The 13,857-nt window shown below is 33.4% G+C and carries 10 protein-coding genes; 2 read left to right on the top strand and 8 right to left on the bottom strand.

Translation table 11 applies throughout. From position 1 onward, the window contains the following. Nucleotides 1-37 precede the first annotated feature (37 nt). Nucleotides 38-676 (bottom strand): 50S ribosomal protein L4, encoded by a 639-nt coding sequence (gene rplD / locus WAF17_RS21425; RefSeq protein ID WP_338764293.1) that lies wholly within the window; start codon nt 674-676, stop codon nt 38-40. Between the two features lie 98 nt (nt 677-774). Beyond that, on the bottom strand, nt 775-1,410 hold the full coding sequence (gene rplC, locus WAF17_RS21420) for a 50S ribosomal protein L3 (RefSeq protein ID WP_338764290.1): 636 nt from the start codon (nt 1,408-1,410) through the stop codon (nt 775-777). Between the two features lie 617 nt (nt 1,411-2,027). Between rplC and WAF17_RS21415 the strand changes: the two genes are divergently transcribed. Next, on the top strand, nt 2,028-6,200 hold the full coding sequence (locus WAF17_RS21415; protein ID WP_338764287.1) for a LamG-like jellyroll fold domain-containing protein: 4,173 nt from the start codon (nt 2,028-2,030) through the stop codon (nt 6,198-6,200). Between the two features lie 78 nt (nt 6,201-6,278). Here the strand turns inward: WAF17_RS21415 and WAF17_RS21410 are convergent, their stop codons facing one another. Both WAF17_RS21410 and WAF17_RS21405 read right to left on the bottom strand, forming a co-directional pair. After that, a complete protein-coding gene (locus tag WAF17_RS21410; protein ID WP_338764285.1) occupies nt 6,279-6,941 on the bottom strand; it encodes a metal-dependent transcriptional regulator in 663 nt (220 codons plus the stop codon). A gap of 65 nt (nt 6,942-7,006) precedes the next feature. Then, a complete protein-coding gene (locus WAF17_RS21405) occupies nt 7,007-7,939 on the bottom strand; it encodes an alpha/beta fold hydrolase (protein WP_338764282.1) in 933 nt (310 codons plus the stop codon). Nucleotides 7,940-8,111: 172 nt separating this feature from the next. On the opposite strand from WAF17_RS21405, the gene WAF17_RS21400 reads away from it, so the two are divergent. Beyond that, nucleotides 8,112-8,930, top strand: a complete 819-nt coding sequence (locus WAF17_RS21400; RefSeq protein WP_338764279.1) for a M48 family metallopeptidase — start codon at nt 8,112-8,114, stop codon at nt 8,928-8,930. A 90-nt stretch (nt 8,931-9,020) separates the two neighbouring features. Here the strand turns inward: WAF17_RS21400 and WAF17_RS21395 are convergent, their stop codons facing one another. The 4 genes from WAF17_RS21395 to WAF17_RS21380 all read right to left on the bottom strand — a co-directional run bounded on the left by WAF17_RS21395 (nt 9,021) and on the right by WAF17_RS21380 (nt 13,739). Further along, complete coding sequence (locus WAF17_RS21395) at nt 9,021-10,262, bottom strand: ABC transporter permease (protein WP_338764276.1); 1,242 nt, start codon at nt 10,260-10,262, stop codon at nt 9,021-9,023. A gap of 205 nt (nt 10,263-10,467) precedes the next feature. Further along, nucleotides 10,468-11,673 carry a glycosyltransferase gene (locus tag WAF17_RS21390; protein WP_338764274.1) on the bottom strand — a complete coding sequence of 402 codons (1,206 nt, stop codon included), beginning with the start codon at nt 11,671-11,673 and terminating at the stop codon, nt 10,468-10,470. Nucleotides 11,674-11,785: 112 nt separating this feature from the next. Further along, nucleotides 11,786-12,196 carry a hypothetical protein gene (locus tag WAF17_RS21385; protein ID WP_338764272.1) on the bottom strand — a complete coding sequence of 137 codons (411 nt, stop codon included), beginning with the start codon at nt 12,194-12,196 and terminating at the stop codon, nt 11,786-11,788. A gap of 10 nt (nt 12,197-12,206) precedes the next feature. Continuing rightward, nucleotides 12,207-13,739, bottom strand: a complete 1,533-nt coding sequence (locus tag WAF17_RS21380) for an MBOAT family O-acyltransferase (RefSeq protein ID WP_338764270.1) — start codon at nt 13,737-13,739, stop codon at nt 12,207-12,209. Nucleotides 13,740-13,857: the final 118 nt, after the last annotated feature.

Raw genomic sequence — 13,857 nt, 5'->3', positions numbered from 1 at the left:
TTGTCTAATTTAACTTTTTAAAAAATTGTAATAAGTATTAGTTGGCTTCAGAGTTAGCTTCAGCTTGAATTACTTCTAATGCTCCTTCTGCAAGAACTACCACGTCACTATTCATGATATGATATGTATGTAATTGATTTGCTGGCAAAACTTTAGTTTTAGGTAAGTTGCGAGCCGAACGATAAACTGTATCGTTTTGTTCTCCTGTTACAACAAGCACTTTTTTACCTGAAAGATTGAGGTTATTAAGTAAAGCAATAAACTCTTTTGTTTTTGGAGTATCCATTACTAGATTTTCCATAACTGTAATTGCTTCTGCTTTTGCTTTATGAGAAAGAGCAGAACGACGAGCTAATTGTTTTACTTTACGGTTCAATTTGAAGCCATAATCACGTGGTTCTGGTCCAAAAATACGTCCACCACCTACAAATATAGGAGATTTGATACTACCAGCACGTGCGCCTCCAGTTCCCTTTTGGCGTTTTATTTTACGAGTAGAACCTGACACCATTCCTCTATGTTTAGAAGAGTGCGTTCCCTGACGTTGATTAGCTAAATATTGCTTAACATCTAGGTAAATTGCGTGGTCATTTGGTTCGATGGCAAATACGCTGTCAGACAACGTAGCATTTTTGCCTATTTCTTTTCCTTCTTTATTTAAGATAGGTAATTCCATAATGATAATTCGTTATTTGTTATTATTGGTTCTATTTATAGCTAAATAATTTAGCTAAACTACCAGCAATGACAAGAATAAAAGTAATTTGAAAAAAATTAACGTTGAATAAGAATAGTAGAATTGTTTGCACCTGGAATTGCTCCCGAAACAACAATAATGTTTGCCTCAGGCATCATTTTTTCTACACGTAAGTTTTTCACTTTCACACGATTACCACCCATACGCCCAGCCATACGCATACCTTTGAATACACGAGAAGGATAAGAAGAAGCACCAATTGAACCAGGAGCACGTAAACGGTTATGCTGACCGTGAGTAGCTTGACCTACACCACCGAAGTTATAACGCTTAACTACACCTTGAAAACCTTTACCTTTAGAAGTTCCGACAACATCTACAAATTGACCTTCTTCAAAAAGGTCTGTAATGTTTAATTCTTGACCTACTTCATAAGTTGTTTCAGAATCTACACCCATATCACGAAACTCTACAAGTTTGCTTTTTGGAGTAGTTCCTGATTTTTTGAAGTGTCCTTGAAGAGGCTTAGGAGTGTTTTTTTCTTTACGCTCACCAAAACCCATTTGTACGGCACGATAACCGTCTGTATCTTCAGTCTTGACTTGTGTTACGACACAAGGACCAGCTTGTATTACTGTGCATGCGACACTGCGTCCATCGGCATCAAACAAACTAGTCATTCCGATTTTTTTACCAATTAAACCTATCGGCATTATACTGGAATTTAATTATTAGGCGAAGTCATAAAAGCATAAGGAACAATTACGAATTAAAGATTACGAATTACGAATGTAATACATTGAACTTATTTAATTTCTATTCCTATATTAATTTTCTAAAAAAATCAATTTCCCAAAAGTTGCTTTTATACCTCTAAATTTGAATAGTTGAAGAAAAGAATATCCTTTGATTATCAGTATTTTATGAAAGTATTTTTCATAAAACCACTTATTAAAAAGCACACTCTTCCTATATTTGGGAGTGCAAAAATACTAACTCTTTAACTAACAAGCAACTAATAATTAAAATAAATCTATAAAAATAGAACTTTGATAGAATTAAAATAGTTAAAGTTGCTCTATACTGATTTAAAAGCTCTCTAACATAAGAATTAGAAAAAATATTTTTCTTAGTGCGAAAATGCTCTAGTTTTGATAGAAATAAGAATAATTCTTTATAATTTACAGTTTAAATTATGCCTACTTAGATTTTATGTAGGTATTACTGTGAATGATTCGCCAAAAAGCTACATTTTTTAGCCAAAAAGTGCAATTTTGGCTAAAAAATTGTGCATAAATAAGTTAAAAATTTTTGCTAAAACATAAATGCCATGGTACAAAAATATACTAATTATTTTTTACATCTACAAAGTCTTCTAGACTCTAAAAAACTATTTGGGACAGCCATATTGCTCCTATTATTTTTATTTCCTTTGTTTTCACAAGCGCAGACAGATACTCGTTTTTGGTTTGCTGCTCCTGATGTTACTTCAGACCATGGAGATTCGCCAGTTCGTATTGTAGTATCTGCTTTTGATGACCCCGCTGTAGTTACAGTGACACAGCCAGCTAATTTAGCTTTTCCTACTTATATTGTGAATGTACCAGCAAATACTTCTCAAATAATAAACATAGACCCTAGTAGAGCTCTGATAGAAACTCCTTATGATACTCCTGCACCAGCGACACCTCAAGTAAATACTACTGGCTTGTTAGTAGAATCGACAGAGAAAATTACAGCTTATTATGAGGTAAATAGAGGTAATAATCCAGATATTTTTGCTCTTAAAGGAAATAATGGTTTGGGAACAGATTTTTACGTTCCCTTCCAAAATGACTGGAGACACAGATTGAACTTTACTCCAGAAGGGCGAAGTGGTTTCTTAGTAGTAGCTACTGAAGACAATACAACTGTTACTATAAACCCTACACGAGCTTTGGAGGGTGGACAAGCTGCAAATGTTCCTTTTACTGTAGTATTAAATAGTGGAGAAGTTTATGTAGGGTCAGTAGCACAGCCACAAGCGAATGATTTTCCGTCAGGTTCTCGTATTCAGTCTGACAAACCTGTGGCAGTTACTAAGTTTAGTGATTCTATCTATTCAGGACAAGGAGGGTGTCACGATTTAGCTGGCGATCAACTTGTTCCTGTGGATATAATTGGAACGAACTATGTTGTTTTGAGAGGTCAATTGGGAGTAGGTAACGGAAGTCCTGCTGGTAATCCCGAATTAGCTGTTGTTACAGCTACTCAAAATGGTACTACTGTCAATGTTAATGGTGCTTTGGTAGCAACATTAAATGCAGGAGAAACATATACTCACGAACTAGATTTTGTAGGACAACGTATTTTTATACAAACGAGTTTGCCTGTATATGTAGGACATTATGCTGGTTATGGCTGTGAAACAGGTTTTGCTATTCTTCCACCTGTAGAGTGTACAGGTTCATTAACAACTAGAATTGTGCGTTCTACTACTGAAAACTTTACTATTAACTTGATGACCAGAGGCAGACCAGTAGGTGGTAATTTTGACTTTACTAATAACTTTACCATTAGGGTAAATGGTGCAGTTTTATTTTCTCCTACTACAACTCCTTTTCCTGGTACGTTCACGCAAATAGGAGGAAGTGATTATTATGGAACACAATATACCTTTAATACAACCCAAGTTCCTGCTGGTGCAGTAGTAACAGTAGAAAGTACAACAATTACAGCAGGAACTGATGAGGCTGGCTTGTTTCATTTAGGTTTTGTCAATGGTGGTTCTAGTTCGGGTACACGTTATGGATATTTTTCTGATTTTAGATCATTAGATTTAGGTAATGATGTAAATATCAATTATGGAACTAATGCAACTATTATAGCAGATATACAAGCTACTAACTTTAGATGGCTTAGTGATGGAGTAGAGGTTCAAAATGGAACAAGTAATAGTTATATTGTAACAAACATTCAGCGTAGGCAAATAATACGAGTAGAGGCTACTGTAGGAGATTGTGTTCTTAGTGATGAAATTTGTGTAGGTACAAATGAGTATGTGTGGGATGGAAGTATAATTGACCCTATCACAGGCTTGCCAGATATAGACGAACCAAATAACTGGAGTAAACCATGTGGATTAACAGGAGTTCCAAGCTGTGATATCGATGTTATTATTCCTCCTACTCCTGTTGCAAGTAATTCTCTTACTGTAACAAGTGGCAAAACATTGAATGTACATAATATCTCTATTTTGAGTGAAGGGGGAATAAATGGAAATCTAAATGTAGCTACTGGAGGACAAGTAAATGTTTGTGGAAATATGGTGCATAATGGCAACTTAAATATGCAGCCTAACTCTGACTTTAGATTTATTGGAACAGGAAGACAGAACTACTCAAAAGCAGTTACAGGAAACGGAGAGTTTGAAAATTTATTTATTGATAATACAATAGGAACTTCTACTTTTAATAATGTTGCAGGAGTTACTATTCTTGCTTCTAGCGACCAAGATTTGACAGTAAGTAATACAGGAACATTAAACTTTGTACAAGGATACATTGTACCAGAAGGTTACCCTATCGCTACTGGTATTGATAACTCTCGTTCTGTAGTAGTAAATAACTCAAGCCCTAGTGCTATAACAGGATTTAATACTACAGCTACTGGAACAACTTTACCTACTGATTATTTTGTAGCAGGAAAACTTAACCGAGCTAAAAATGCAACTGGCAATTACTCTTTTCCTGTAGGATTAGTGATACAAGAATCATCTACTATTTTACCAGAACCTACAAAGAATGGTACAATGGCCGCTGCATATGAAGATTCAGACTGGCAAACAGCTACTTATGGAAATTTAGCTTGTAACCCAAGTCCAAATGGTGTCTTACGCTCAACAGAAGATGCAGAATATGTAGATTTTGGAACGAATACTGGAAATATTGGCATTGCAGGAAATGCTTCTCGTACTATAGAAGTTTGGGCAAATGCAGCAGAGTTTAATGGAGCAGGTTTATTTCAATTTGGTAGTAGTACAGTAGCTGATGGAGATTTTGCTTTAGTAGCCATTGACAGGACATCTGTAACACCTAATGCTGATAACAACTGGGGCATTAGATTAAACAATGGCTTTGCATTAGACTTAATAAATTTACCAAATAGTAGAAACAATTGGCATCATTATGCTCTTAGCTATGATGGTACAACTCAACAATTAACCTTTTATTATGATGCAGTACGCATTCGTACTTATAATTTACCTAACCCCTTAAATACAGTCTTGACAAATGGATATGTGGGTCGTTGGAGTGGCAATAGTGGCGAAGCCTTTAGAGGACAAGTAGATGAACTCAAAATATGGTCAGAAGTACGTACTGAGGCACAGATACAAGAATCTTTTACTCAAGGATGTGCTGCAAACGCATTACAATGCCCTCAAGCTAATAACCTTAGAGCATATTACAACTTTGAGGATGCAAATATAAATGGTGCAGCTACAAGAACGATACAATCTCGTACTATTCAATGTCCAGTTCCAACATTTACTTACCAGAGAGCTGATGTTAATTTTAATCAAGCTAGTTCAGTAGATAATGTTACTGCTGGATTTCAACAATATACTACTGTACCACCACCAACAGGACAAACTAATATTTGTAATGCAGATTTTGATACTGACCCTGCTTTAGATAATGGTAAATGGAATTTTTCTTCTTTTGATGCGAGTGATAATCCTTTGCCAGTAAATGCAGATTATCAAATGTATCTATTCAATAGAGATTATGGAAATTATGTCGGTGCTTCTACTACAGTAATGCAGTTAGTTACACCACCTTGGACTATTCCTAATGGATTTTGTATTGCTAACTCCCCACAATTAACTGGAAGAGGTGGTTTTAGTGGAAATATGGGTTCTTTTGCAACAGCACAATCACAGGATATTACATTACTTCCTATTGAACTGTTGTTTATCTCTGCTAAACCTACCGAAAATGCCATCTTAGTAGAATGGGCAACCCTACAAGAAAAAGATAATCATGGCTTTGAAGTATTTAGAGCGGAAGAAGATGGGGAGTTTGTAAAGATTGGTTTTGTAAAGGGTAAAGGACAATCGCAAACAAGACAAAATTATAACTTCTTAGACGTAGAAGTAAGACCAAATGTAACCTATTACTATAAGCTCAAACAAGTAGATACCAATGGTGATTTCACTTTCACAAAGATAGTTTCGGCAAAACTTTCTGATAGTGATTTTACAGAAAAACAAACTACTACTTTATACCCTAACCCAACTAATGATGAGTTTACACTTTATTTAGGGGGGCAAGAATTTAGAAATGAAATGGAGGTAGAGGTTATTTTAGTAAATGCTATTGGTAAAGAGCTAGAACGAAGAACAGTAAATACTCAATCAAATAATACTTTACTGTTCAGATTGGGTAAATATCCAAATGGATTATATGTATTAAAAATAGTTAGTAAAACTTCTTCTTCTATTTTGAAAGTTATTAAGGAATAAACTCTCCATAATAAGTCAAAAAAGCCTTTTAGTATCTCTACTAAAAGGCTTTTTCATTTACATAAAAAATCAATTTCCTTATTGTGAAACACAAAGTTTCTCACAAACTATCTTACTGAGAACTTCTTCATTATTATTTTCTAAAAAAAGAACTTTCATCGTTCCGTCATACTTTTCTATTTCCAAAATTTCTAATTCTAAACCAAGGCTAATTTTACGACTATTCAAAAACTGTAAAAACTCTAGTGAAGATTCTGAAACAGCTACAAGCTTAACTCTATCTCCTTGATTACAATCACTCAGTTTTAGTTCCGAATTAACTTTATTTTCTATTAGTCCTTCTTTATTAGGAATAGGCGAACCATGTGGGTCAATATTAGGGTAACCCAACAGCTCATCCATTTTGTCAAAAAATATAGGCGACTTGATATGTTCTATTTGTTCGGCAATAGCATGAACTTTTTCCCACCCAAAACCCATTTTTTCTACCAAAAACATTTCTGTAAGTCGGTGTTTTCTGACAATCAGTGCAGCCGTAGTTTTTCCCTTCTGCGTTAGTTTTATAGGTTTATATTTTTCGTAAATAACAAATTCTTTTTCGTGCAAACGCTTAATCATACTGTTTGCTGTGGGCGTACTGACAGAAAGCTTTTTACTTAATTCAGACAGGCTTATCTCATTTTCTTGTGAAGCAAGTTTGAAGAGAGCCTTTAAGTAATTTTCTTCTGTTTGTGAATTCATTTTTTATGTTATTGTTTCTTGATTTTTTCTATTTAGATTATTCAATTCAAAAATACGTATTTTTATTAGTTTATTAACCATTCCAAAATCTTTGGAAAATGGTCATTTATTGCGTCTTTATGAGTAAGCATATTATTATGGTCATAATCATGTAGATTCTGATTTGATTTTGACAAAAGCCAAAACTCATCTTTATCATTATCTATTTCTTCCATCAATAATTTTACATCATTTGGATTTCCTAAAATAGTATCTTTTGCTGCTGCAATATGAAGCGTAGGAGGAAAGTATCTATTTTTTTGTTTTAAATCTTGAAAGCTGCTTTGATAATCAAATTTATCTTTACAAATCCAATTATCTTCATAAATCCATTTATTAGATTCTTTTATAAAGCCTTTAGTTTCATTGTCTGTTCCAAAACTGAATTTTGTATTTGGAAAATATCCTAACGTGCTACTAGAAATTTTACCGATGAGATTCCAAACTAAGTCTATTTTTAATAATCTTTCTATTCCCTTTGTTCTTATTCTTCTTTTACTCCCAAAAAACACCATTTTTTTTGTAGCTTCTGCAATTTGTGGAAACCGAAGCATAAAAGGAGGAATCATTACACCACCCCACGAATGAGCAGCCCAATACGTTGGAAATTGTCCTTTTATTTCTCTGACTTTATTTGCAAAAGCAGGTAAGTCTTCTAAAATATATTCTGTTTGACCGAAATTAGATGTAGAATTTACTTTTGGTGTACTTTCACCTTTTCCTCTCAAATCTGCTACAAAAACATCAAAACCGTTTTGAGACAAATAACTCCCAAACCCTTTTCTATTAATAGAATAAAAAATACGCCCATTTTCGACGCTTCCATGAATGAGTAAAATAGAAGGTAATTTTTTGAGTTCATCGTCTTTTAACCCTTCTTTATAAATTCTTTTTAGGTGTAGAACGTCATTTTGTTCTGTTTTTAAATCAATAAAAAAGGATTCGTAATTTAATGGCATTATTTTTTACTTTATCTTATTCGTATTTTGCATTGAATAATTTTCTCAAAACTTTATGCAAAAAAACGTGTTTTGAAAGTAACAAACAAGTTTTATCAACTTTATAACTTATTTTTACAAATACGCTTAACTTTGCATTTATTTTTAATTTACTTTTTAAACTCTATTTTTAATGAAAAAAATATCTTATTTATCATTTATCATTTTATTTTATTTTGTAACAGCTTGTGCTACTGCACCACTAACAGGGCGAAAGCAGCTCATTCTGCTTCCTGCTTCTGAAATCCATCAAATGAGTTTTCAGGCTTATAATGAAATGCTTAGTCAGCAAAAAGTAGTAAAAGGCACAAAAGATGCTCAAACTGTACAAAATGTAGGACTGCGAATTCAATATGCCGTAGAAAAATATTTAAAAGACAATAATCAATCTCAAATAACCAAAGGTTTTAAGTGGGAATATAATTTGGTAGAAGAACCTTCTGCAAATGCATCTTGTATGCCGGGGGGGAAAGTAATTTTTCATACTGGGATTATGCCTATTTGCCAAACACCAACAGGTGTTGGTGTGGTAATGGGACATGAAGTTGCTCACGCTGTTGCCAATCATGGTAATGAACGAATGAGTCAAGGAATGGCTGCACAAGGGGTTTTGTCTTTGGGAGCTGCCTTCATGAATCAAAAACCAACACTTGCCAAACAGTTAATTTTACAGGCTGCTGGAATGGGAACGCAAGTAGGGCTTTTGAAGTTTTCAAGAGACCAAGAATCAGAAGCCGACCGTTTGGGAATTATTTTTATGGCAATGGCAGGATATAACCCATCTGAATCAACTGCTTTTTGGCAACGCATGTCTGCACAGTCAGGAGGACAAGCACCACCAGAATTTTTATCTACTCACCCACACTCAAGTACAAGAATAAATAACCTTAGAAGATGGCTGCCAGAAGCAATGAAGTATTATAATGCATCTCCATATAAAGGAAAGCCGTAATTTAGTCAAAGTTTATATCATAAAACAGAAAAGCCTTCAAAACATCTAAAGTAGTTTTGAAGGCTTTTCTATTTTCGTTAAGTGATGTTATCAACTCCTAGTATTTGGGTCGTAAGCATCACGCAGACCATTTCCTAAAAGATTAAAGGCAAGAACAAGAATACTGATACAAAGACTTGGGAAAACAATCAAATGCCAACTATTACTTGTTCCGATAACCGAATATCCTTCTGAAACCATCATTCCCCAAGAAGGTGTGGGAGGCTGAACACCCAATCCCAAAAAGCTTAAACCTGCTTCTATCAAAATAGCTGCAGCAAAGTTTGAAGTCGTAACTACTACAATTTCTCCTAGCATATTAGGTAAAATATGTCTGAAAATAATTCTCCAATGACTCATTCCGAAGGCATGTGTAGCTTCGATAAATGGCTTTCTTTTAATTGTTTTGATTTTTCCTCTCACAATACGAGCAATTTCTACCCACATCGTCAGACCAACAGCTACAAAGGCAACCCAAATACCTTTACTTTGAAGCACAATCGTAATGGCAATGACTAACATAATACTAGGAATAGACCACACAACAGTCATAAACCAATGAATAACACTATCTATCCAACCACCAAAATAACCAGAAATTGCTCCCAAACTCACACCCAAAACAAGTGAAATCAAAACAGCAATTGCTCCAATAGTAAGAGAAATTCGTGTTCCATACATTAGACGGCTCAAAATATCTCGCCCTGAACGGTCAGTTCCTAGCCAATATGTGCGAGTTTCTATATTTTCTTTTTGAAATTCTTCGGAAAGCTCAAAGAGTGTAGTCGTTCTAACTCTTTTTTGGATATCCACATATCGAACAGTATCCCCACTTATTTGATAATTATAATTAAGAGAATCATCTGAAAGCAAACCAGAAGTACCTGAAAAAACAGGTTTGGTGGCATAAATAAGTGAATAGGAAAGTTCTTTTTCTTCTCTTCCATGTACTTTAAAAAATACTGTATCTCCTACAATTCTGAAAGTGTCTATTGGAGTAATGGTGTAATCTGTTTCATCTCCATTATAAATACTTTCAAAAAAACCTGTATGTTCGGTAGAAATACGTTTTCTAAACTTTAATATTTTAGTCTCAAAAACAGGCAATTCTTTTCCTATCTGTACTGCTCCATCATTTGCATTAGGGGTTTTGTCAGGCATAATTGTATGTCCTGCAAGAGCTACAAAGACAGCAAACAAAATCACAAAAAGCCCAAACATAGCTGGTTTGTGTTTTAATAGGCGTTTGCGTATTTGTAATGAAGGTGATATATGCTCAAATTCTGATGCCATTTAGAAAAATAAACGAATGCAATGCTAATTGAAAATGGATACCTGCCAAAGCAGCGAGGCTCTGCGAAGCTAATTGAAAATGGATAATTTGTTAATCTTTTTTTATCCATTAACAGAAATTGCTTTAAGCGACTAATTTACTAAGAAAGATACATAAAAACTATTCTTATTGAAAATAAACGATTGTTACTTACCTTTTTTCTGTTTATTGAGTTTTTCTACCTTTCCAACTATAACCTTTTTTCTGTGCTACAACTCCAAAGAAAATAGCGTATAAACTATAAAATATCCACCAAAAAGGTAACGTAAAAATAGCTTTTAATTGCCTTAAAAATCGTAAAACAGAATATAAAAATAAAAATTCTATGCTCATTTTAATAAAAAAACTAAGATAAAGATATTTTTTCAATTCTGAATTTATCAAGAAATAATCATCATTTACTATATCAAAAGCAATAAAAACAAATAACATTAAAGTAAAAACTTGAACTAAAAAAACAAAAACACTAATTGCTGCATGACTTATTTTTTTATGTTGATTCCATTTACTTGCCCAACGTTTGCGCTGATTATAAAACTGTTTCCAGTTTGGAGTAGCTTCTGTTTCGACGATTGCTTTATCTGATTTTAAGAAAAAAATATTCTTAGGATAGATTTTATGAAATTTATGTAGCAAAAACTCATCATCTCCAGACGAAATTTGATAACCGTTATTACTGATTCCATTTTCACTGTATTCTTTTGCTTTGCCTTTCAGATTTAATTGGTTTTCATAACCTCCTAATTCTTCAAAAAGTTGTTTGGAATATGCCATATTTGCACCATTGCAAGTAAATGGAAAACCTAAATTAAGCGCAGCACCTCCACAACCAATTAATGTAGCAAATTCGGAAGCCTGTAAAGCTGCAAAAAAATCTCTTTTATGATTTAGACGAACAGCACCAGCGATAAATAAAGCTTCTTGATTGTTTCTTTTTTTATAATTGATAAAGTTTGAAAAGGTAGAAAGCCACGTTTTTAGCACTCTACAATCGCCATCTGTTGTAATAATATATTCAAACTTTGCTTTTGATACTCCTAAGGTAATTGCTCGTTTTTTGTGTGCAGAATTAGCTTTAGGAACAGAAATAAGTTGTAAAGAATACGGCATTTTTGGGATTAATTTGCTTACAATTTGTGCTGTATCATCATCAGAATTATCATCTAAAACTAAAACTTCAAAGTTATCTTTATCCAAATCTTGTAAAGCCAAATCATTTAATAGGTTTTCAATATTTTGAGCTTCATTTCGGACAGGAATTAAGACTGAAAAACGAATTTTATTCTGCTCTCTCTTGCCCTTGTTGGTGTCCTTACCAACGACAATATCAAAAACACCCTTTTTATGCCAACCGTAAAGAACGAGAAGCAAAATGCAACTATAAATCCAAAAAATGAGTAGAGTGAGGTAGAAAATACGCTTGTTTGATTAGCGAGTGATTTATATGATAAAAGGCAGGATTGAATACATAATTTTATTGAATTCAATCACAGGCTTCGTTTTTCAATTCTAGCCCTAAAAGTTTTATTTCACATTCTAAAAAAGGTAGTGTCATTGTTGTATCAGAGAAAAAATCAACGAAACCATTTTCTTTTCTTCCTTTTGCTTTTCCAAAACTCAACAGAATTGAATCTTTTTTTATTTGGTATGTACCATTTGATTCACACCGAAATTGGCTTGTACAATCATAGTAAGAGCCTTTTACAAATCTAAAATTAGAATCAACCTGTAAAATAAACTTAAAGTATGTACCATACTCTTCCCATTGATAAAGTTTTTCATTATTGGCTTTTATATTCTTAACAGGAGTTAGATATTGGATATTACTTCTTCTATACTTAGAAACACAAGAAAAAGTTAGTATTAAAAAAAATAGACCAATGAATATTCTCATTTGTAAAAAACTAAAACTGAAAATAAATAAACGGCTGAATCCCTGCTGTTTGAAACTGAAAGAGAAGCAAAATAATAGCTACAATAATAATTGCTTTTATGACATCTGGAAGGTCTGCAAAGGTAGTTCGTGTAGCTGTTTTTATATCTTCTGGCAACCAATGGACTACAAAACCTAAAAGCATTACGGCATAAATGGTCTTATATGCTGCAATCCTTTCAAAAATTCCTGCAAATTCAAACTTGTAGAAAACCTGCTCCAACATTAAGTGTACAGTTGCCACATCGGCAGCACGAAAATACATCCAACAAAAACAGACAAAATGAAAGGTAATGATTAGCATTATCAAATTATAAATCTTTGATTTTTGCCAAGATTCTGGAATATCTACAAAAGTAAGCCAAAGTTTATGAACAGCTAAAGCTACTCCATGAAGCGCACCCCAAATTACAAAACGCCAAGCATTTCCGTGCCAAAGCCCACCCAAAAGCATTGTCAGAAACAGATTTACGTATGTTCTTACTTTTCCTTTTCTGTTTCCTCCAAGTGGAATATAAAGGTAATCTCTAAGCCAAGAGGAAAGTGAAATATGCCATCTGCGCCAAAAATCAGTAATACTAACCGACTTATAAGGAGAGTTGAAATTAATAGGCAAACGGAAGCCTAAAAGCAGAGCTACACCAATCGCAATATCTGTATAACCAGAAAAATCACAATAAATCTGAATGGCATAACCATAAACAGCCATTAAATTCTCAAAACCTGTGTATTGAAATGGTTCGGCAAAAACTCTATCGACGTAATTAGCAGAAATATAATCTGAAATCAACATCTTTTTTACCAGTCCATTGATAATCAGAAAAATAGCTTCATTATATTCTGTACTTGAAAGTTTATATTTTTGATAGATTTGAGGAACAAATTCGGATGCTCTCACAATAGGTCCTGCAACAAGTTGAGGAAAAAAGCTCACATAAAAACCAAAATCTACTATGTTCTTGACAGGTTCTAGCTGCCTTCTATAAATATCAATAGAATAACTAATCGTCTGAAACGTATAAAATGAAATACCAACAGGAAGAAAAATAGAAGTTGTGTCAAAATAAGGCTTTCCTACTAAAAGGTTGAGAAAATAACCCAAATAATCTGTTTTGGCAATATCCCATGACGTACCCAAAAGCCATTCAGAGGTTGTATTGAGTGATTCTACGAAGAAAAAAGTATATTTAAAGTAGGCTAAAACAGATAAATTAATAACTACACTAAGCGTAACAAGTAGTTTTCGGTGTTTTTCATCTTCACTTTTAAAAATTCCCTCTCCTATAAAATAATCTACTATTGTTGAAAAAATAAGTAGAAGAAAAAACCAACCACTTGAAAGGTAATAAAAATACAGACTAAAAAGAGCCAAAAATGATGTTCTGGCAATCTGTTTATCTTTTGCAAACTGATAAATGAAGAGTACGGACGCAAAGAAAAACCAAAATAATACTTTCGTAAAAATTAGTGGGTCGTTTTCTTTGTATAAAAAAATACTTTCCATAAAGAGATTAAAAGGCAAAAAAGTGAGCTAAAAATTCGAACTTTGTAAAGCAATTTCAAAACTACTAAAAAAAAGGTTTCTATCTTAGAAAAGATTAAAAATTTAATTTGCTTTTTAA

The sequence above is a fragment of the Bernardetia sp. ABR2-2B genome (assembly GCF_037126435.1).
In the GTDB taxonomy this organism is placed as follows: Bacteria; Bacteroidota; Bacteroidia; order Cytophagales; family Bernardetiaceae; genus Bernardetia.
The sequence above is the reverse complement of the archived record's forward strand: the minus strand, read 5'-3'. Positions and strand labels throughout refer to the sequence as shown.